Source organism: Novimethylophilus kurashikiensis (assembly GCF_003112435.1).
GTDB lineage: Bacteria > Pseudomonadota > Gammaproteobacteria > Burkholderiales > Methylophilaceae > Novimethylophilus > Novimethylophilus kurashikiensis.
The window spans coordinates 102,037-122,436 of record NZ_BDOQ01000019.1 but is presented as its reverse complement, the minus strand read 5'-3'; the positions used below and the strand labels follow the sequence as shown (position 1 = coordinate 122,436).

General features: G+C 57.1%; 21 protein-coding genes and 2 tRNA genes. 14 read left to right on the top strand and 9 right to left on the bottom strand.

Going from position 1 to position 20,400, the window contains the following annotated elements; genetic code table 11:
• The first annotated feature begins 27 nt into the window (after positions 1–27).
• Genes ubiE through ubiB form a run of 3 tightly spaced genes read left to right on the top strand, consistent with a single transcriptional unit; the run spans position 28 to position 2,878 of the window.
• Positions 28–759 (top strand): bifunctional demethylmenaquinone methyltransferase/2-methoxy-6-polyprenyl-1,4-benzoquinol methylase UbiE, encoded by a 732-nt coding sequence (ubiE, locus tag NMK_RS15765; protein ID WP_109016722.1) that lies wholly within the window; start codon positions 28–30, stop codon positions 757–759.
• Positions 756–1,325, top strand: a complete 570-nt coding sequence (locus NMK_RS15760) for a ubiquinone biosynthesis accessory factor UbiJ (protein WP_109016721.1) — start codon at positions 756–758, stop codon at positions 1,323–1,325. The genes ubiE and NMK_RS15760 overlap by 4 nt, the downstream gene beginning before the upstream one ends.
• On the top strand, positions 1,325–2,878 hold the full coding sequence (gene ubiB, locus NMK_RS15755; protein ID WP_109016720.1) for a ubiquinone biosynthesis regulatory protein kinase UbiB: 1,554 nt from the start codon (positions 1,325–1,327) through the stop codon (positions 2,876–2,878). Before NMK_RS15760 ends, ubiB begins: the two co-directional genes overlap by 1 nt.
• Here the strand turns inward: ubiB and NMK_RS15750 are convergent.
• Positions 2,875–3,705, bottom strand: a complete 831-nt coding sequence (locus NMK_RS15750) for an HDOD domain-containing protein (RefSeq protein WP_109016719.1) — start codon at positions 3,703–3,705, stop codon at positions 2,875–2,877. The genes ubiB and NMK_RS15750 overlap by 4 nt on opposite strands.
• Positions 3,706–3,930: 225 nt before the next feature.
• Here NMK_RS15750 and NMK_RS15745 point away from each other — a divergent pair, with 225 nt between their 5' ends.
• Positions 3,931–5,415 (top strand): high affinity choline transporter 1, encoded by a 1,485-nt coding sequence (locus NMK_RS15745; protein ID WP_109016718.1) that lies wholly within the window; start codon positions 3,931–3,933, stop codon positions 5,413–5,415.
• A 138-nt stretch (positions 5,416–5,553) separates the two neighbouring features.
• Here the strand turns inward: NMK_RS15745 and mutM are convergent, their stop codons facing one another.
• Genes mutM through NMK_RS15720 form a run of 5 tightly spaced genes read right to left on the bottom strand, consistent with a single transcriptional unit; the run spans position 5,554 to position 10,348 of the window.
• Positions 5,554–6,366 (bottom strand): bifunctional DNA-formamidopyrimidine glycosylase/DNA-(apurinic or apyrimidinic site) lyase, encoded by an 813-nt coding sequence (mutM, locus tag NMK_RS15740; protein ID WP_109016717.1) that lies wholly within the window; start codon positions 6,364–6,366, stop codon positions 5,554–5,556.
• Positions 6,367–6,375: 9 nt separating this feature from the next.
• Positions 6,376–7,251 carry a DUF4340 domain-containing protein gene (locus NMK_RS15735; RefSeq protein WP_109016716.1) on the bottom strand — a complete coding sequence of 292 codons (876 nt, stop codon included), beginning with the start codon at positions 7,249–7,251 and terminating at the stop codon, positions 6,376–6,378.
• 12 nt (positions 7,252–7,263) lie between these two features.
• On the bottom strand, positions 7,264–8,619 hold the full coding sequence (locus NMK_RS15730) for a GldG family protein (protein ID WP_109016715.1): 1,356 nt from the start codon (positions 8,617–8,619) through the stop codon (positions 7,264–7,266).
• Positions 8,620–8,637: 18 nt separating this feature from the next.
• Positions 8,638–9,384, bottom strand: a complete 747-nt coding sequence (locus NMK_RS15725) for an ABC transporter permease (RefSeq protein WP_109016714.1) — start codon at positions 9,382–9,384, stop codon at positions 8,638–8,640.
• A gap of 28 nt (positions 9,385–9,412) precedes the next feature.
• Positions 9,413–10,348 carry an ABC transporter ATP-binding protein gene (locus NMK_RS15720; RefSeq protein ID WP_109016713.1) on the bottom strand — a complete coding sequence of 312 codons (936 nt, stop codon included), beginning with the start codon at positions 10,346–10,348 and terminating at the stop codon, positions 9,413–9,415.
• Between the two features lie 207 nt (positions 10,349–10,555).
• On the opposite strand from NMK_RS15720, the gene NMK_RS15715 reads away from it, so the two are divergent.
• The 9 genes from NMK_RS15715 (at position 10,556) to ychF (ending at position 18,134) form a co-directional block, all read left to right on the top strand.
• Positions 10,556–12,265, top strand: a complete 1,710-nt coding sequence (locus NMK_RS15715) for a tetratricopeptide repeat protein (RefSeq protein WP_109016712.1) — start codon at positions 10,556–10,558, stop codon at positions 12,263–12,265.
• Positions 12,265–12,864 carry a lipoprotein insertase outer membrane protein LolB gene (gene lolB, locus NMK_RS15710; RefSeq protein WP_109016711.1) on the top strand — a complete coding sequence of 200 codons (600 nt, stop codon included), beginning with the start codon at positions 12,265–12,267 and terminating at the stop codon, positions 12,862–12,864. Before NMK_RS15715 ends, lolB begins: the two co-directional genes overlap by 1 nt.
• Complete coding sequence (ispE, locus tag NMK_RS15705) at positions 12,864–13,724, top strand: 4-(cytidine 5'-diphospho)-2-C-methyl-D-erythritol kinase (RefSeq protein WP_109016710.1); 861 nt, start codon at positions 12,864–12,866, stop codon at positions 13,722–13,724. Before lolB ends, ispE begins: the two co-directional genes overlap by 1 nt.
• Positions 13,702–13,778, top strand: a tRNA-Gln gene (locus NMK_RS15700). Before ispE ends, NMK_RS15700 begins: the two co-directional genes overlap by 23 nt.
• Before the next feature lie 87 nt (positions 13,779–13,865).
• Positions 13,866–14,801, top strand: coding sequence for a ribose-phosphate pyrophosphokinase (locus tag NMK_RS15695; protein ID WP_181376320.1), 936 nt, complete (start codon positions 13,866–13,868; stop codon positions 14,799–14,801).
• 84 nt (positions 14,802–14,885) lie between these two features.
• Positions 14,886–15,488, top strand: a complete 603-nt coding sequence (locus tag NMK_RS15690; protein ID WP_109016708.1) for a 50S ribosomal protein L25/general stress protein Ctc — start codon at positions 14,886–14,888, stop codon at positions 15,486–15,488.
• Between the two features lie 72 nt (positions 15,489–15,560).
• Positions 15,561–16,145, top strand: coding sequence for an aminoacyl-tRNA hydrolase (pth, locus tag NMK_RS15685; protein ID WP_109016707.1), 585 nt, complete (start codon positions 15,561–15,563; stop codon positions 16,143–16,145).
• A gap of 167 nt (positions 16,146–16,312) precedes the next feature.
• Positions 16,313–16,873 carry a cytochrome b/b6 domain-containing protein gene (locus NMK_RS15680; protein WP_109016706.1) on the top strand — a complete coding sequence of 187 codons (561 nt, stop codon included), beginning with the start codon at positions 16,313–16,315 and terminating at the stop codon, positions 16,871–16,873.
• A gap of 175 nt (positions 16,874–17,048) precedes the next feature.
• The gene (gene ychF / locus NMK_RS15675; protein ID WP_109016705.1) at positions 17,049–18,134 is read left to right on the top strand and encodes a redox-regulated ATPase YchF; all 1,086 of its coding nucleotides are present in this window, start codon (positions 17,049–17,051) and stop codon (positions 18,132–18,134) included.
• A 62-nt stretch (positions 18,135–18,196) separates the two neighbouring features.
• On the opposite strand, the gene NMK_RS18820 is transcribed toward ychF, so the two are convergent.
• The 3 genes from NMK_RS18820 to NMK_RS18915 are packed head-to-tail and all read right to left on the bottom strand — an operon-like array spanning position 18,197 to position 19,910.
• Complete coding sequence (locus NMK_RS18820) at positions 18,197–18,703, bottom strand: DUF3553 domain-containing protein (RefSeq protein WP_227871534.1); 507 nt, start codon at positions 18,701–18,703, stop codon at positions 18,197–18,199.
• A complete protein-coding gene (locus NMK_RS18815; RefSeq protein WP_265415779.1) occupies positions 18,670–19,584 on the bottom strand; it encodes a RecQ family ATP-dependent DNA helicase in 915 nt (304 codons plus the stop codon). Before NMK_RS18815 ends, NMK_RS18820 begins: the two co-directional genes overlap by 34 nt.
• Positions 19,581–19,910, bottom strand: a complete 330-nt coding sequence (locus NMK_RS18915; RefSeq protein ID WP_265415778.1) for a DEAD/DEAH box helicase — start codon at positions 19,908–19,910, stop codon at positions 19,581–19,583. Before NMK_RS18915 ends, NMK_RS18815 begins: the two co-directional genes overlap by 4 nt.
• A gap of 131 nt (positions 19,911–20,041) precedes the next feature.
• Between NMK_RS18915 and NMK_RS15665 the strand changes: the two genes are divergently transcribed.
• Positions 20,042–20,118 (top strand) — tRNA-Met (locus tag NMK_RS15665).
• Positions 20,119–20,400: the final 282 nt, after the last annotated feature.

Sequence of the window (20,400 nt, the reverse complement as noted above, 5' to 3'; positions counted from 1 at the left end):
GATACGGCAGATTGACGCAGGTTCATCATGACATCCACGCATTTTGGCTTTGAAACCGTCGCCGAAGAAGAAAAGGCCAAGAAGGTCGGCCAGGTATTTCACTCCGTCGCCCGTCGCTACGACCTCATGAACGACGTCATGTCAGCCGGGCTGCACCGCTTGTGGAAGCGCTTTACCATCGAGACCAGCGGCGTACGCAGCGGCGATCGCGTGCTGGACGTCGCGGGCGGCAGCGGCGATCTCTCACGCCTGTTCGCCAAGAAAGTAGGCCCTACCGGTCAGGTACTGCTCACCGACATCAACGCCTCTATGCTCGGCGTCGGCCGCGACCGTCTGATCGACGACGGGGCCGCCGTGCCGGCCTTGCAATGCGATGCGGAAAAACTGCCTTTCCCCTCGAATTATTTCGACTGCGTCTCCGTCGCCTTCGGCCTGCGCAACATGACACACAAAGACCGCGCACTGGCCGAGATGCACCGCGTGCTGAAACCCGGCGGCCGCTTGCTGGTACTGGAGTTCTCCCAGGTGTGGTCGCCGCTGAAACCGGCCTACGATGCCTATTCGTTCAAGCTGCTGCCGATCATGGGCAAGCTCCTGGCGAACGATGAAGACAGCTATCGCTATCTCGCCGAATCCATTCGCATGCATCCGGGGCAGGAAGAACTCAAGCAGATGATGCTGGATGCCGGCTTCGGCCGCGTGGAGTATCACAACCTCACGGCCGGCGTAGTGGCGCTGCACAAGGGTTGGAAATATTGAGTCCCGCGGTCGATGCATTGAATCATTTGTTGCACCAGAACGCCTGGGCGCCCGAGCATCTACAACCCTATGCTGGGAAAACCCTGCGCCTGGAACTCGCGCCATTTTCGACAGACATCACCATCGTCGATAGCGGACTATTGGTTCCCGCCGTCGAGAATCCGGTCATCGACGCCAGCATCGCCCTCTCCCCCACCGCCGCGTTCCGCTTTGCGCTAAGCCGCGAATTCGACCTGAGCGGAGCGCGCATGGAAGGCGACCTAGACCTCGCAACCGGTGTCGGCCGCGTGCTGCAACAGTTGGAATGGGAAGTCGAGGAAGACCTGAGCCGCCTGTTAGGCGATATCCCGGCACATCAACTGGTCAGCACCGGAAAACGCGTTGTCGGCGAAGGTAAGCGCCAGTTGCGCGCCTTCGGCGAAATGCTTGCCGACTACTGGCTGGAAGAGCAGCCGCTCATCGCCAAGCAGCGTCATCTCGAGGCCTTTTCACAGGAAGTAGACACCTTGCGCGACGACCTCGCCCGCCTCGCCAAACGCATCGAAAAACTGGAAACCCAGCACTGATGCGCCTCTTGCGGCTTGCGAAAATCCTGCGCGTCACTCTGCGTCACGGCCTGGAGGAATTCTTCCTCGGCCACGCCCGCTTCCGATGGCTGCAACGGTTGGCGCGTGCCCTGCTGTTCTGGCGCACGCTCAGCAAACCCCGCGGCGTACGACTGAGGCTCGCGATTGAAGATTTGGGACCGATCTTCGTCAAGTTCGGCCAAATGCTTTCCACCCGCCGCGACCTGATCCCCCTCGACATCGCCGACGAGCTGGCCAAACTTCAGGATCAGGTTCCGCCATTTGCTCCGCAGATCGTGCAGCAAGTCGTATTCCTCGCCTATGGCCAGTACCCGCAAAAGGTGTTCGCCGAGTTCGACCCGATCCCGGTCGCCAGCGCCTCTGTCGCGCAAGTCCATTTCGCGCGGTTGCCGGACGGCACGGAAGTCGCCGTTAAAATCCTCCGTCCCGGCATCGGCGCCATCATCGAGAACGACCTTGCGCTGCTGGATGCCGCAGCGCTCCTTCTGGAAAAGCTCTGGTCCGACGGCAAACGCCTCAAGCCGCGCGAAGTCGTGGCCGAATTCGCCAAGCATGTGCACAAGGAACTGGACCTGATCCAGGAAGCCTCGAATTGCAGCCAGCTACGCCGCAATTTTCTCGACAGCCCGCTACTGGCTGTACCAGAGGTGTATTGGGATTACTGCCGCGAGCAGGTCATGGTGATGCAGCGCATGCACGGCGTGCCGGTGAGCCAAGTGGGACGGCTGCGCGAGCTGGGCGTTGATATTCCGAAACTGGCGCGCGACGGCGTGCAGATTTTTTTCACCCAAGTGTTCCGCGACGGTTTTTTCCATGCCGACATGCATCCGGGCAATATCCTGGTAGAAGCCGAAGGACCGCATGCGGGGCGTTATATCGCCCTCGATTTCGGCATCATGGGCACGCTCAACGACACCGATAAAAATTACCTGGCCCGCAACTTTCTCGCGTTTTTCCGTCGAGATTACAAGGAAGTCGCCTTGGCACACATCGAATCCGGTTGGGCACCTGCCGATACTCCACCGGATGAGTTCGAATCGGCGATTCGCGCTGTCTGCGAGCCGATTTTCGATAAGCCGCTGAAAGATATTTCCTTCGGCCGCGTCCTGCTGCGCCTGTTCCAAACCTCGCGCCGCTTCGGCGTGGAAATCCAGCCGCAGCTGGTCATGCTGCAAAAGACCTTGCTCAATATCGAAGGATTGGGACGCGATCTCGATCCTGAGCTCGATCTCTGGAAAACTGCTCGGCCTTATCTGGAGCGCTGGATGTCGGAACAGCTGGGATGGCGCGGCGCACTGGAAACGCTGCAAAAAGAAGCGCCGATGTGGGGGAAACTACTGCCGCAACTACCGCGGTTGCTGCATGGGCAGCTCGCTCGCAGCCAATCCGATCACCTGCTCGAGATAGAGGCACTGCTCATCGCCCAGGAGCGGCGCGAAAACCGCAGGCTGGCCGTCATTGCATGGCTGCTGTTCCTTATCCTGGCCGTGCAGCTGGCGCCTACGGTGTGGCTCTTAGCAACAACGCGCTAAACTAGCTTGGCTTCTTCCTTGGGCATCACCAAGGCTTTCACATCCTCGGGTTTCATGCGCAGCAGCGCGCCGATGTCCTTGTAATCGTCCGGCAGCGCAGCATCGTCCCAACCGTTGGCTGAATGACGGGCAAGGTTGATCGCCAGCATCACGTTCTTTACCCGCGGATTCTCAGCCAACGCCGGGTCCAGCATATCCTTGAGCAATTGCGGCAAGTTCCAGTGAGTGGCCAGCGCACGCTGTAGGTCCAAGCCCTTGAAGCCCAGCACTTCTTCCTGCACGGTGGCGCTACGGAGGGTCTTATCCGCTTCCTGGCGACGCCGAATTTCCAGCATGGGAAGCGGATTGAAGCACCACATCAGCATTTCCCCGAGGTAACTCAGCAAGGCGGCGATACGCACTTCTTCTGCATGAAGGTCATGCAGCAGCAAGGCCCAGTCAAAGGCGTAATGCGCTGCCCTTTGCGCTTGCTGGACGGTGCGAAGAAGCCGCACCAATGCGTCCAGATGCTCGTGCAGCATCTCCTCGACGATGGGCATGGCAGGCACATCGCGGAAAAAAGTCGTGGTGCCCATCATCATGATGGCTTGTTCAATTTGCACCAGATCGCGCATTTGCCGGCTGTGCTTGTGGTTTTGCATGAAGCGCAGAAGCTTCACTGCCATCAGTGGATCGTGCATCACCACGTTGGAAACACTCCGTGCTCCCAGGTTTTCCTCATCGGCGTGCAAACGCTCCAATTCCCGTGCGGTGTGCTTCAACACGGGGATTTCAGCGGCAGTCAAAAACTTGAGCCAATATTCAAGATTCTTTTCGTGCTCACTCATTGGGTTGTCCTTGTTGCAATCGTCCTTGTTTCAATGCCTGGGCCAGAGATTTCTACAAACGGAATCCATACGTGCCGTCCCAGATAATTGCGTTGAATCCTAAGCCCGCTATTACTCAGATATGGGCAAGAAATAAAAATTCTTCCCAAGCTCATCGTAAACGCCGACTTTTATTTGCAAATTGCTAGAATAACGCCAATTTAAGCTTATCCGGAAAGGATTTTTGTGCTTCTCTGGTTCGTTATCGCCTACTGGGTCATTTCCGTCGGCATCGGCCTGTGGGCCGCTTCCCGCGTGCATACCACCAAGGATTTCGCCATTGCCGGGCGCCATCTTCCTTTTTACATGGTCACGGCGACAGTATTCGCCACCTGGTTCGGATCGGAAACCGTACTGGGCATTCCTGCCACCTTCTTGCAGGAAGGCTTGCACGGCGTCGTGGCCGATCCATTCGGTTCCTCGCTGTGCCTGATCCTGGTCGGCTTGTTCTTTGCCGCGCCACTCTATCGCATGAATCTGCTGACAATCGGCGATTTCTACAAAAAACGCTTCGGCCGAAAGGTCGAGGTGATGACGACCGTCGCCATCGTGATTTCCTACCTGGGGTGGGTGGGCGCCCAAATCACGGCGCTGGGACTGGTATTCAATGTGGTATCCAACGGCGAGATCAGTCGCCATATGGGCATGATGATCGGCTCCGGTACCATTCTCATCTATACCTTGTTCGGCGGTATGTGGGCGGTAGCGATCACCGACTTCCTCCAGATGATCATCATCTGCGTAGGCATGCTGTATATCGGCGGCGAGGTGAGCGGCATGGTGGGCGGCGTGGGGGCAGTCGTGCAGCATGCGAGCGAGGCTGGAAAGTTCTCGTTCTGGCCGACGATGGATTTGAAGGAAGTCATCGCCTTTGCAGCAGCCTGGATCACCATGATGTTCGGTTCGATTCCGCAGCAAGACGTCTTCCAGCGCGTGCAATCCTCCAAGACCGAGAAAATCGCCATTTGGGGCTCGGTCCTGGGCGGCAGCCTGTATTTCATCTTCGCCTTTGTACCCATGTTCCTGGCATATTCTGCCACGCTCATCGATCCTAAGATGGTCAAGAAATTCATCGACGCCGACCCGCAGATGATCCTGCCCAACCTAGTGCTGCAACACGCCCCGTTGTTTGCCCAGGTGATGTTCTTCGGCGCCCTGCTGTCCGCCATCAAGAGCTGTGCATCGGCCACGCTATTGGCACCTTCGGTCACGTTTACCGAGAACATCCTGCGCCCGATGATGAGCAAGATGAGCGATCAGAAACTGCTGTACTGGATGCGGGTGGTGACGCTCACTTTCACGGTACTCGTCACGCTTTATGCGATGAATTCCAAGATGAGCATCTTCAAGATGGTGGAGAACGCCTATCAGGTCACGCTCGTTATGGCATTCGTACCATTGGCATGTGGGGTGTACTGGAAGCGCGCGACCAATCAGGGCGCCCTCCTGTCGATCTTCCTAGGCTTGAGCACCTGGCTTGCCGTGCTCCTCGTCGGTCCGGAAGACCCGCTGATTCCGGCTCAGTTCGCCGGGCTGATCGCCAGTACGCTAGGGATGGTTGTTGGCTCGCTGATGCCCACTTACTTCGGTCATGAGGCGCATGTCGAGCCGCACGATTACCTGCACGAACACGCCGCCCATCAGCCGCATGTGACGCATCGGCCCGAGTAATTCGCACAACTTACCGATGTAAAGAGGACCGCCATTTGTAGCGCAGGCCGCGACTCGCCTGCGCTACAGTTCTTAGGCCGCTTAAATTGGTCTGGATGTGTCCAGTTCACAAACCGGCGATTAGTTTAGGATGGCCAATCAGCGCTGGCATTTTGGACAATAAAAAGTCGAGCGCTGCCCCTGCTTGATTATCCTCACGGCCCCGCCGCACACTCGGCATGGCTCATCCGTCCGCCCGTAGACGAAATACGTCTGCTGAAAATATCCCGGATTTCCATCCGCGCCGAAGAAATCCCGCAAGCTGCTACCCCCCGCGGCAAGGGCATCGGTCAACGTGGCTTTGATTTCCGCCACCAATCGCTCGCAACGAGGTTTGCTGAGCTTGTTTGCGGGAATCTTGGGATTAATGCCTGCACGGAACAACGATTCGCTCGCATAGATATTACCGACGCCCACGACGAGATGGCTGTCCATGATGACGGTTTTGATCGGTGCGCTGCGAGTACGCGTTTCTCGGTACAAATAAGCGCCATCGAACGCATCTTCCAGTGGCTCCGGGCCCAGGCTGGCTAACAGCGAGTGTTGCAAGGGATCTCCCTCCAGCCATAACACGGCGCCGAACCGACGCGGATCGCGCAGACGCACGCGCTGGCCGCTTTCGAACACGATGTCGATATGGTCGTGCTTCTGCGCAGGCTCGTCGCCCGCTAGAAGACAGAGCCGCCCCGACATACCGAGGTGCAGCAGCAAAGTGCCGCGCTCGCAGCGCGCCAGGATGTATTTGGCGCGGCGGTCTAGCTCAAGCCAATGCTGGTCTTTAAGAATTTCTGGAAGTGAGAGAGGGATGGGCCAGCGCAGGCGATGGTCGCGGATGACGACCTGATCGATGCGCTGACCAACGACGCCGAGCAGCCCTCGGCGCGTTGTCTCGACCTCGGGCAACTCAGGCACGGAGAGGCCTTATTCCTTGTAGCCGACTGGCGGATTGAGGATGGTAAAGCCGGTGTCTTGCGAGAAGTGGTAAAGCAAGCCTTCATCCTCGCGCACCAGCAGGAGTTCGGGCGACTCTTGCAACTTGAGGAACTTCACCACCTTGCCGCTCTTGAGCTTGACCGAGAACCAGGGCTGCGGATGTCCGTCCAGCTTGGCGGGTTCGACCGACTTGGCCGTCAACTGCTGCCAGTTATTGGAGAACCATTCCTTCAGTTCATCCTGCTTGGGCTTGGCATCAGGTGCGGAAACCTTCCACTTGCCGTTTTCAAGTTGCATGGAGAGGCGGGATTTTTCCCATTGCTCCAGGCCGGAGAAATCAAAGCCAACGATCTCTTCGTTGAGGTCCAGCGGATGCTTGTCCAGGAACTCCAGCGGCTGCATGGAGGCGCCTTCCGAGAACATGGTCGGCAGCAGGTACACGGCACCCTTGTACTTGATGTACTGGTCGCCCGTCACCGGGTGATACATGCCGAAAGTGAATTCCTCGTTGTCCATGCGCACGGTCAATGCCGGATGGTCGAGACCGAAGCGGGTGAGGTCCGTTGCCGGAAACTTCTCTGCCGAAGAGGCAATCGCCAACGACAGCACGCGCCCAACGGAGGCTAGATCCGCACGGCCTTTGGCCGGCTCGAGCAAGCGCCAGCGGCCGCCTTGCTTCTCCAGCACTACCGGCTTCTTGCCCGGCACTTCGATGTTCAAATGCTCGAACTTGTTGGGGTTGAGCTGCGACAACGCATAGCTTGTCGGCTTCTGATCCGCAGTTTTCGGCCGCAGGTACAGGAAAGCGGCAATGCCGGCCACCAACAGCAGCAATACCAGGTTAACGATCCAACGAGATTTCATACCTGCCCTCGCTTATCTCTTGCGGCGCTTCAGCCAGATGACGACACCAGTGATCAGCAGCACAATCGGCAGGCCGAGACGGAAGCCGAAGAAGATCAGGATCGCCAGAATCTTGTCCCCCGGCGGGATGGTGATGTTCACATCCTTGAGCGGACGCGGCTGGATGGTGATGAGGTTATCGTCGCCGGCCAGCCAGTTGATCATGTTGACGCCGAGATCGAGGTTGCCACCGTTACCCAGGAAAGTATTGGCCAGGAAACCGCCGCTGCCGACTACCACCACGCGCTGGTCCTTGTTTTCGATCTTGCGCTCAAGCGCCACCGCGATATTGATCGGGCCGCCTACGTCAGTCTTAGCATCGAATTTCGGCGTACCCTCGATGGGGCTGGTTTCCAGCCAACCAGTGGCAGAAACGTCTACCAGGTGGGAAACCGTCCAGCCGCGATCCTGGCCGTTGGAATCGATCTGGCGGGCCATCGGGAACAGCGTACGCAGACCGAAGCCCTGGGTAATCGGGTGATCGCCGTACTGCACGCCGAAGGCCATCTTGTAGTCGCCGCCATATTGCGCAGCCATCGGGTCCACCACGATGCCCGGCGTCAATTGCAGACCGAGCTGCTCGGCGATGGGCATCAGGCCGTGCATGGAGTCCTGGTCGATGAGCCAGAACAGATTGCCGCCTTCTGCGATGTACTTCTTGATCTTGTTGACTTCGATTTCAGGAATATCCACCTGCGGACTTGCGATCACCAACATCGCGCCGTTGGCAGGCACATCCGGCGACAAGGTCAAGTCGGGGTTAGAGAGCTTGAAGCCCTTCTTTTCCAACTGCTTACCGAAATCGCCCAGGTCGAAGTTCTTGAGGCCGTTGAGGCGACGCTCGCCGTGACCATCCAGGAACATCACGTTGCGCGACTTCTCGCGGGACAAGCGCACCAGCAGGTTGGTCATATCCTGCTCGACGATGGGCGGCAGCAGATGTTCGCTCTTGCTCTTATATTCGACGACGAACTCGCCTTCGGCACGAACGCCGGCTTCTTGCGCCTGCTTGGGGTTTTCGGCCGGATTGACGAACTTGAACTGGATGTCTCGCTTGGCGCGCTGGTAGCGCGTCACGAAGTCGACGATGCCCTTGCGGTAGGTATCGTCGTTGGATGCGTAGACCGTAATACTGACCGGGCCCTTCATCTGCTTCAAGACATTCACGCTACCCTCGGTAAGCGTGTTGCGGGCACTTTGGGTAATGTCGCGCGAGCCGTGGAACTCGTAGGACAAGTAGCCCACCAGCCCGACCAGGGCCAGGAACAGGACCACGAAAATGCTGTTCTGCATGAACAGCTGAATGCGCAGTTTGCGGTTGATCTTCATAATCGTCTAAAGCCCCGGTTAGCCGCGCAGGCGGTCCGCATCGAGGCGGCGCACCGTGAACGTCAGGAAAGTCAGGATGAACAACGCGAAATAAGCCAGATCGCGGGTATCGATCAGACCGCGCGAGAACGGTTCGAAATGGCGCAGCAGCGACAGGTAGTTCAACGTGCTGTTGGGATCGCTGGCGAAAAAGTAATCTAGGATCAGCAAGCCGAACAAGGCCACGAAGGTAATGATGGCGGCGATGATGGGTTGCTGCGTCAGACTGGACACGAAGATACCCAATGCAGAGAAGCTCGCGACCAGGAGCCACAGGCCGATCAGGTTGGCGACCACGTAGCCAAAATCAAGCTCCGCCCAGATATTCAGCGAGGAGATCATCACGCCGATGATGGCGATCATCACCGTGAGGAAGCTCACCAGTCCGAAGAACTTGCCCAGCACGATTTCCGTCAACGACAACGGTGCGCTGAACAGGAACGGCAAGGTCTGATTCTTGCGCTCTTCGCTGATTAGGCGCATGGACAGCAGCGGCACGGCAAACAGCATGATGAATGAGGCCATGCTGAACACGTTATGCCCCACGAATTCGGTGACGCCGACGCGTTGTTCCGGGCGGATCATGCCGGACATGGTCTGGAAGTACTGGTCGATGCCGACCAGGAAGAAAGTCCCGAATATAAACTGGAGCAAGGCCAGGATGACCCATCCCATGGGGGACGAGAACATGGCTTTGAGTTCCTTGCCGGCGACGGTAAGAATCATGATTGCGGTTCCGTTGAATTAACGCGAATTAGTTAGCAGCCGCTTCCTGGTAAGTGAGCTGCATGAACACTTCTTCCAGGCTGGTCTGATCGGGATTGATCTGGTAAAGCCCCCAATTGTTGTTTACGGCCGATTGCACGATGCGTTCGGCGGGCGCAGCACCTTCGGCATAGCGCAGGCGCAGTAGGCCGTTAGCCGCCGGCTCAACGCTTACGACGCCGTCGATCTTGAGAAGTTCTTCCGTATCAGGCGCATTGGTCAAGCCGAGCAGTAGGCGGTTGCCGTGACGTTGCTGCTTAAGCACGTCGATGGAGCCGTTGAACACCAGTTGACCCTTGTGAATGATCTGCACGTGGTCGCACACCATTTCGACTTCCGGGAGGATGTGGGTGGACAGGATCACGCTGTGCTCGCCGCCCAATTCCTTGATCAGGGCACGGATATCGCGAATCTGGATCGGATCGAGACCGACGGTGGGTTCGTCAAGGATGACGACCATCGGGTTGTGGATGATGGCCTGGGCGATGCCCACGCGTTGCTGGTAGCCCTTGGACAGGTTGTCAATGAGGCGTTTGCTCATCTCGGTCAGCCCGCAACGCTCCTTGGCGGATTCGACGGCCTTCTTCACGCTGCCGCGTGCTACACCGTGCAGACGGGCTGACAGGGTCAGCATTTCATCGACCGTCAGCTCCTTATAGAGCGGCGGCGTTTCCGGCAGATAGCCGATGAGCGCCTTGGCTTCCTTGGGCTGTTCGATGATATCGATACCGCAAATCTTGACGCTGCCGGATGTCGGCGCGAGATTGCCGGTAAGCATTTTCATCGTGGTGGATTTGCCGGCACCGTTAGGGCCGAGGAAACCGAGAACTTCGCCCTTGCGCAGGCTGAAATTCACGTCGCGTACCACAGCGTTGCTGCCGTATACGCGGTTCAGCGCATCGGCCTCGACAGTCACATTATCCATATCGATCTATGTGGTCCAGAAGGGGGTTGCTAAGTTAAAAAATCGCTTGAATCTTGTCAAGCGAGCTTGAAATATCTGGATTCTAGATACAAAAAAGCGCGGGCTTAACCGCGCTTGTGGCAATCCGAACCGGTTGCTTATACTATACGAAACCCTTGGCTTGTGCCATGGTCAAAGCCCACGAGCCAATTTCGGAAAAATCACCGTATGCAACGCAAACTTTTTTATGTGCCCCTCATTACGCTGACGTTGGCGCTGGGTTCTACAGGGGTACTGGCCGACAATGCAAAACAAACGGCCGCACCTAAAACCGTCGCAACCAACAGTACTTCCGGACTCACTGCAGAATTCGTTTATAAGTATCTTCTAGGCGAGATCGCGGGGCAGCGCGGGGAATTGGGTCTTGCCGGCGCCGTCATGCTCGACCTTGCCAAAAGCACGCGCGATCCCCGGCTAGCAGAACGTGCCACCCGCGCAGCCCTCTACGGCAACCAGCAAGCCATGGCTTTGCGGGCCGCTAGCCTTTGGGTCGAACTCGATCCCAACGCCAAGGAAGGCTACCAGGTTCTCACGCAGCTATTGATCGCATCCGGCAAGGTGTCGGAGCTCCGGCAACCGCTGCAAAAACTCATCGCCGGCGAAGACGACCATGCCGCGGCCTTCTTATATATGGTGGGGATGTTCAGCCGGGTGCCGGACAAGAACGCCGTCCTCAAGCTCATGCAGGACCTGGCCAAACCTTATCCTGAGTTGCCCGAAGCCCACTTCGCCATCGCCCATGCTGCCTGGACCGCAGAGCAGGACAAGCTCGCCTTGAGCGAATTGCAAACCGCGGACAAGCTCAACCCAGGCTGGGAGCCAGCCGCCCTGCTCAAGGCCCAGGTCTTGATGCGCAAAGGCCCAAAGGATGCCTTGCAGTTCTACCATGACTTTCTCGAAACAAACCCACACAGCAACGAAGTTCGCCTCGCTTACGCCAAGCTGCTGGTCAATGAAAAGCAGTTCGAGCCAGCCAAGCAGCAATTCGAGCAGCTGATCGAGGATGCTCCTGAGAATGCCGAGATGCATGTCGTCGTCGGCTTGCTCAACGTGCAAATGGAAGACCTGGCCGAGGCCGAAACCAACTTCAAGAAAGCCCTGACGCTCAATTACAAAGAGCCCGACCAGATCTATATTTATCTGGGGCAAATCGCCGAGCGCCAGAAAGACCTCGCCAAGGCACAGGAGTGGTACGGCAAGGTCGGCGAGGACAGCAACCAGTACCTCGACGCTCAACTGCGTTCCGCCTCGCTGATCGCCCAGCAGGGTAAAGTCGAAGAAGCACGCAAGCGTATCGCCGAGATTCCCAACCTGACCAATGAGCAGCGCGTGGTAGCACTCCAGACTGAAGCCAACTTGCTGGTTCAGGCCAAGCGCCCGCAAGAAGCATTCGACCTGCTCAAGCAGGCCGTCGAAACCCTGCCCAACAGCCCGGACCTCATCTATGACTATGCCATGGCCGCCGAGCGCGTTCATCGCTTCGATGTCATGGAACACGAGCTGCGCAAGCTTATCGTGCTGAAGCCGGAGATGTGGCATGCCTACAATGCCCTGGGCTACTCGTTGGCAGACCGGAACGAGCGCCTGGATGAAGCACAGAAGCTGATCGAGAAAGCCTTGGCGCTGAGCCCGGGCGACTACTATGTGCTGGACAGCATGGGGTGGGTGAAATACCGTCGCGGTCAATTGACCCAGGCAGCCGATTACCTCAAGCGCGCCTACTCGGTACAAGCCGACCCGGAAATCGCAGCCCATCTAGGCGAGGTCTTGTGGCAGCAAGGCAAGCACGACGAGGCTGTCAAAACCTGGAACGAAGCCCTGCACGCCTTCCCGGACAACGAGACGCTCCTCAACACTTCCAAGAAATTCATGAAGTGATGTGGTTGCGACTGATTCCGGCGCTGCTGCTTGCAGGCTGCAGCGCCCTTCCCGTCCAGCAAAAATCCGCAGAACAGAAACCGGTCGAACCCGTGGCATACCGGGTTCACCTTGAGCATCTCGCAGCCATTGAAAACTTCGGCCTGGAAGGACGCATCGGGGTGCTGACCGAAACCAAGGGATTCTCCGGCACCATGCGCTGGCACCATCGCAACGACGGCGACACCATCGCCTTCTACTCGCCGCTAGGCACCCAGCTCGGCGAATTGGAAGCCGACGCAAACGGCGTCACGCTCACCACCAGCCAGAAAACCTATCACGCAGCGGATGCCGAAACCCTGACGCAGCAAACGCTGGGCTGGAGCCTGCCTCTGCGTGGACTGCCCGATTGGGCGCTCGGCCGCCCCACCAAGGGCGACGCCGAAATCCTCGCCTGGGATACCGCAGGTCGTATCAGCAAACTCCGCCAACAGGGATGGGATATCGAGTACCCCACTTACCAGAACCAGGGTTTCGAGCTACCCACCAAGATTGTCCTGAAAAGCCGCAAGCTCGACCTCAAGCTAGTCGTGGAAAACTGGCACGTCGAAAGCCAATAATGCTGCAAGCCTTTCTTGCGCCGGCAAAGCTCAATCTATTTCTGCACGTCGTCGGTCGCCGGGACGATGGCTATCACCTGCTGCAAAGCGTGTTCCGATTCCTGAACTACGGCGACACCGTTGAAATCGAGGTGCGTCAGGACGGGGAAATCCGGCGCCTGAACCATGTCGAGGGCGTGCCCGAAGCGATCGACCTCGCCATCCGTGCCGCGCAACTGCTCAAACAGACAACCGGCTGCACCTTGGGCGCAGATATACAAGTGACCAAACACATCCCAATGGGGGGAGGCCTTGGCGGCGGCAGTTCGGACGCTGCTACTGTCTTGCTCGCGCTCAACCGCCTATGGGGCCTGAACCTCTCGCGCCAGCAACTTATCGACCTGGGATTGCAACTCGGCGCTGACGTTCCTGTATTCGTTTTCGGCGAAAGCGCCTGGGCGGAAGGAATCGGGGAAAAACTCCAGCCCATCAAGCTGGAACCGGCTTGTTACGCCGTGTTGACGCCGAATATCCACGTCTCGACCCCCGCAATTTTTTCAAAAAAGGAATTGACAAGGGATACGAGACTCGCGAAAATAGCGGCCTTTTCCAAGGGCTACGGTCATAATGACCTGGAACCCGTGGTGTGCAGCATGTACCCCGAAGTCGCAGCGGCTTTGGACTGGCTAAAGCAGTTCGGAGATGCTAGAATGTCGGGCTCTGGTGCTAGCGTGTTTGTGGAGCTTCCCTCGATGGAAGCCGCGAATAAAGTAGTAGCGGAAAAGCCGAGCGGAATGCGCGGGTTTGCGGCACAAGGATTGGACATTCATCCTCTCCGGGAAAATGCAAATGAACAATTGGGGAGTCGCCAAGCTGGTTAAGGCACCGGATTTTGATTCCGGCATGCGAAGGTTCGAATCCTTCCTCCCCAGCCATACAATCAAAGAGAGCGTGTAGAGAAACTACACGCTTTTTGTTTTTAATCGACTGAGAAAAAGGATTGCGCAGTGGCTAACGGGGAGATGATGGTCTTTACGGGCAACGCCAACCCACGGCTCGCCGAGGAGGTCGTCAGTCACCTCAATATCGACCTGGGCAAGGCCACCGTTGGCCGCTTCAGCGATGGCGAAGTCATGGTGGAGTTGCTGGAAAACGTTCGCGGCAAGGACGTTTTCGTCCTCCAGTCCACGTGCATGCCGACCAACGACAGCTTGATGGAAGTACTGGTCATGGTGGATGCGCTGCGCCGCTCTTCTGCGGCTCGCATTACCGCCGCGATCCCCTACTTCGGCTATGCACGCCAGGATCGCCGTCCGCGCTCTGCCCGTGTGGCGATCACCGCCAAGGTGGTGGCTAACATGCTGACCTCCGTCGGCATCGACCGCTTGCTGACCATGGATCTGCACTCCGACCAGATCCAGGGCTTCTTCGATATTCCCGTCGACAACATTTATGCCTCGCCGATTTTGCTGGGCGACGTGTGGAAACATAACTACCCCAACCTGGTGGTCGTTTCCCCCGACGTCGGCGGCGTGGTGCGAGCACGTGCGCTCGCCAAGCAACTGAATTCCGACCTGGCCATCATCGATAAACGCCGTCCCAAGCCCAATGTTGCTAAGGTGATGCACATCATCGGCGACGTGGCTGGCCGTACCTGCGTCATCATGGACGACATGGTCGATACCGCCAATACGTTGTGCGAAGCTGCAGCTGCGTTGAAGGCGCAAGGCGCCGTAAAGGTTGTCGCTTACTGTACGCACCCAGTGCTGTCCGGCACAGCCATCCCGCGCATTACTGATTCTGCACTGGATGAACTGGTCGTTACCAATACCATTCCATTGCGTCAGGAAGCCATCGAGTGCGGCAAAATCCGCCAGCTTTCCGCCGCCGAGCTTCTGGCCGAAACCATCCGCCGCATCAGCCGCGAGGATTCGGTAAGCTCGCTGTTTATGGAGTAAAGAATTCTGGCTTGTACTAACAAGTACAGGCCGAATAAGCAGCCGTCTGGTCGCGGACGGCTTTTTTAACTTTAGGAGTTAGACATGACTATTGAAATCATCGCCAATTCGCGCGATAGCAAGGGTACCGGAGCGAGCCGCCGCCTGCGCCGCGCTGGCAAAGTGCCGGGCATCGTTTACGGTGGTGGCAAGGACGCCGCTTCCATCGAACTGGATCACAAGGCACTGTTCCTGCAGTTCCGTCACGAAGCTTTCCACGCTTCCATCCTCACGCTGAACCTGGATGGCAAGAAGGAACCCGTGCTGCTGCGCGACTACCAGATGCACCCCGTGCGCACCGAAATCGCTCACATCGATTTCCAACGCGTCAGCACCACCGAAAAGATCCACGTCAAGGTTCCGCTCCACTTCGTGAACGCTGACACCGCTCCTGGCGTGAAGACCGGTGGCGGTATCGTCACCCACATCCTGACCGAAGCCGACGTAAGCTGCCTGGCCAAGGATCTGCCTGAGTTCATCGAAGTCGACCTCGGCAAGATGGAAGCCGGCCAGACCATTCACCTGCACGAAATCAAGCTGCCCAAGGGCGTTGAATTCGTGAAGCTGGCTCACGGCGACGACTCCGCTGTCGCATCCGTGACCAAGCCGCGCGGTGCTGTGGCCGACGAAGCTGCTGCTGCGGAATAAGTAGGACGCAACGAGTAGAAACGACGCGCGTCCGGTCCGCCGGTCGCGCGTTTTTCATTTCAAGAGATCGATATGAGCGAAGGCATTCAACTGCTGGTCGGTTTGGGTAATCCCGGTTCCGAGTATGAAGATACCCGCCACAATGCCGGTTTTTGGTGGATCGATGAGATCTGCCGCAGCCACGGCGTTAGCCTCAACACCGAATCCAAATTCTTCGGGAAGATCGGCAAGCTCAAGGTAAACGGCAAGGAAGTCTGGTTGCTGCAACCCACGACCTTTATGAATGCCAGCGGTCGCTCAGTAGGCGCCCTCGCCAAGTTTTACCGCATCGCTCCGCAAAACATTCTGGTCGTCCACGACGAGCTCGATATCCCGCCAGGAACAGCGAAGCTGAAAAAAGGCGGCGGCAACGGCGGTCATAACGGCTTGAAAGACATCACAGCCCATCTCGGCACGCCAGATTATTGGCGCTTGCGCCTCGGCATCGGGCATCCCGGCGAGCGTAGCGCCGTGGTCAATTTCGTTCTGCATGCACCCTCGCGCGATGAGGCGCAATTGATCCAGAGCACCATTGACGACAGCATGGCATTGCTCCCGCAACTGCTCTCCGGCGAATTTGAAGCCGCCATGCTTAAGCTGCACACCAGAAAGCACTAGGCGCACCAAAACCAACCATGGTCCACGCGGCCAAACTTCAAACTAATGTCATACTTTTTTACTAAGCTATTCAGTTACAACTCTTTTTGACAGGGTTGTAGCCTGTTCGGCAATTGGCATTCAACTTGCTTTTAATTCGACTGTTTTTGCATTACTAGGAGACGACCATGCTCTATGTCTGGAGTCTATTTATTCGCACCACCCACTGGCTATTGGTTACGTGTTTTACCGTGGCCTTTCTGACCAGCGAAAGCCTTTGGTATGAAGGCATCCATGTCAAAGCCGGCTATCTGGCCGCTGTACTGATGATCGCGCGTATTGTCTGGGGCATCACGGCCAAGGGTTACTGCAACTTCGCCAAGTTTCCGTTTCGCCCCATCGCAGGGATTCGCTACGCCTGGCAATCCATCACCGGCCACGCCAAACGCTTCATCGGCCATAATCCAGCAGGCAGCCTGGTCATCTACGGCATGCTGGTCGTCGGGTTATCCACGATTGCAACCGGTATCTTGCACTTCTACGAAGCCTATTTCGATTGGGCGGACGGTATCGGCGAAATCCACAAGACGCTGGCCTGGACCTGGCTCGCGCTGGTCGGCACCCACGTGACCGGCGTGCTGGTTGAAAGCGTGTTGCTCAAGGAAAACTTGATCGCCTCCATGATCACCGGCTTCAAGCAACGCCATCCGCACGCCAAGCACGACCATCTTTCGGTCGATCAAAAATAGCCTGCTTCTCCGGCGAGAACGCCTGCATCTTTCTGCCTAGAGATGCAGGCTTCTTTATTATTCAAAGTTTTGGCGCCACTCCCCTCGCAAGGTACAATAGCCCCTTTTCGCGTCGGCCGAAGTCTATCCCGGGTCGCCATGGCGCGCATTCTTTCAGTTTGAGGAATTCCAGAATATGAAATGCGGTATCGTCGGTTTGCCCAATGTCGGCAAGTCCACCCTGTTCAACGCCATCACCAAGGCAGGCATTGCCGCAGAAAACTATCCGTTCTGCACGATTGAGCCCAATGTCGGCATCGTGGAAGTGCCCGACCCCCGCATGAATCCGCTGATCGATATCGTCAAACCGCAAAAGACGCAGCCGGCCATCGTTGAGTTCGTCGATATCGCAGGCCTGGTCGCCGGTGCATCCAAGGGCGAAGGTCTCGGCAACAAATTCCTCGCCAACATCCGCGAAACCGACGCCATTGCCCACGTCGTGCGTTGTTTCGAGGACGGCAACGTCGTGCACGTGGCCGGCAAGGTCGATCCGCTCTCCGATATCGAAGTCATCAATACCGAACTCGCACTCGCCGACATGGAAACGGTGGAAAAAACCATCGCCCGCGAAAGCAAGAAAGCCAAGTCCGGCGACAAGGAGGCGATTGCTTTGTGTGCTTTGCTGGAAAAAGTGCAGAAGCACCTCGACGAAGGCAAGATGGTGCGCACCCTGGGCTTGGACAAAGAGCAGTTGGTAATGCTCAAGCCGCTCTGCCTGATTACCGTCAAGCCGGTCATGTATCTCGCCAACGTCAACGAAGACGGCTTTAGCGATAATCCGCTGCTGGCTCGCGTTCAAGACTTGGGCAAGCAAGAACACGCCCCCGTGGTCGCGATTTGCGCCAAGATCGAAGCGGAAATCGCCGATCTGGACGACGAAGACAAAACCTTGTTCCTGTCCGAAATGGGCCTGGAAGAACCCGGCCTGGACCGCGTCATTCGCGCCGCTTACGATCTTTTGGGCCTGCAAACGTACTTCACGGCGGGAGTGAAGGAAGTACGCGCCTGGACCATCCACAAGGGCGATACCGCCCCGCAAGCCGCCGGAGTCATCCACACCGATTTCGAAAAAGGCTTCATCCGCGCCGAAGTGATCGGCTATGAAGACTTCGTGGCATGCAAAGGCGAGCAAGGTGCCAAGGAAGCCGGCAAGATGCGCCTGGAAGGCAAGGAGTACGTAGTGCAGGACGGCGACGTCATGCACTTCCGTTTCAACGTCTAATCGCTAGCAGTCACCCGTCTATTTCAAACGCGGCTCCCTTGAGAGCCGCGTTTTTATTGGTGCTATACCGGCTTCAGGTAGGTGCTCAAAAAGGTCCGCGTTTCGTTGTCGGGGAACAGCACCGTCACTTGCTCTCCAACTTGTGCTTGCACCTGCCCTTGCCCGTATTTAGGCGCCTTTACCATCATGCCGGGTGTAAAGACTTCCTTAACTTCGGCCGCCTCTTCGCTGCTGGACTCATCCTTAGTCTCTGCCGTTTCCACGAGGGCGGAAGGCGGATGCAGGCAATTGTCGCAACCGCCACACTGGTCAAAAGCTTCCTCACCAAAGTACGTCATCAACACCTTCCAACGGCAAAACCCGCTCTGTGCATAGCCGATCATGCGCTCGAGCGCTTCTTTATCGTTCTCCAGATGCACACGATGTTGATCCGCCAGTTGCTCGAATTGTTCAGGTTTGGGTTGGCGCTTCGTCAAATGCAGCCTGGCATCACGTGACTGCCTAATCAATTTGGCTTCTTTCAGCAGGTTGAGCGCTACCCGCAATCGCGCCGTCGGGAGTTCTGCCACCTTTTCCTCCAGCGCTGCTGCTTAGGTTCTTCCCCCGTCCCCCATTGCTGAAGCACCTCGTAGATACGCTTCAAATCTGCCGCCTCAGGCATCGCCTTTGCCAGAAAAAACTGCTGCAACCGCTTATCCTGAGGCAAGTAAATCAGCAGGCATTGCGCCGGCTTGCCGTCACGCCCGGCCCTACCTGATTCTTGATAATAGGTTTCCAGGTTAGCCGGCAGCTGGTAATGGATCACAAATCTGATATCCGGTTTATCGATACCCATCCCAAAGGCATTAGTCGCCACCATGATCCGGGCCTCACCACGCATGAACTGCTCCTGGTTCTCGGCTCGCTGCCTCGCGTTCAGCTTGCCGTGATACCGCGTGACCGATTCCCCCACTTCAAGCAACACATCAAACACGTCCTCCACAGCTTTCACCGTCGCGGCATATATGATGCCGCAACCCGGTGTTTCTCTCGCTAATGCGAGCGCCTGGGCTCTCCGCTCCTTTTCGCTTGTCACCGGCACGACACGATACTGGAGGCTGTCGCGATAAATGCCGAGGTTGACGACCCGCGGCACTCTCATTTGCAGTTGCTCCCCGATATCTCGAGCAACTTCCTCGGTTGCCGTTGCGGTCAGTGCCAGTACGGGAGGGCGACCGAGCTGACGGATTGCATGCGACAAATGCAGGAATGCCGGCCGAAAGTCGCGGCCCCACTGCGAAATACAATGCGCCTCGTCCACCACGAAAAGATCGATATGAAGGCCTTGCAACCGCGCCATGAAATCTTCGTCCTGTAGACGTTCGGGGGTCACGAAGACGATCTCGCTGCGAGACTTTTCGATATTGCGCAGCGCCTGATGCTCCTCGTCAGCCTTGAGCGTGCTGTTCACCTGCTCGGCTGCAATCCCTTCATATCGAGCTTTTCGGCCTGATCCTTCATGAGCGCAATCAGCGGAGAGACCACCACGGTCGTCCCCGGCATGATAAGTGCCGGAAGCTGATAGCACAGCGACTTGCCACCACCCGTCGGCATGATGGCTAAAGTGTCTCGCGCATCCAGCACGCTCTCGATCACCTCTACCTGCCCAGGACGTAAGCGCTCGACGCCAAAGTGACTGAGCAGCTCAGCCAATGCGCGATCTCGGGGCAAGGAGAACTTCTTGCGGGAAGGGGACCGCTGCCGCCGTCCAGGACCAGATGTATGAGATTCAGGCATGACGCCTCCTGCAATACTTCGGGCAACCGCCCTAATGCTTCAAGATTGCCTCAAACCAGAAATTAATTCGGCGCGGATACGGGCTTTACAAGCCCACCCTGAGCCTATAGAATTGCGGCCTTTCCGGTTTCGGTGATGTAGCTCAGCTGGTTAGAGCGACGGATTCATAATCCGTAGGTCGAGGGTTCAAGTCCCCCCATCACCACCAAACAAAACGGCCTCCAAACGGAGGCCGTTTTGCTTTCAAACGACGACTTTTGGCTTGCGGAAATACAGGTGGATAAGGATGGCTTCCTTGCCATACCGGGGGCCGTCACATTAAACTAGCGGATTGTAAAATTTCGGCTGTATCTTTAAGAATCACTACCTTACCGCTGAGCAAGAGCTTGTTTGCTTTCATTGATGGATCGAATGGAAGAACATGGTTCCTCGCGCGCATTGTCAAAACAAGTCAGCTTCAATTTTCGTCATTAGTACATTCGCTTCTCGG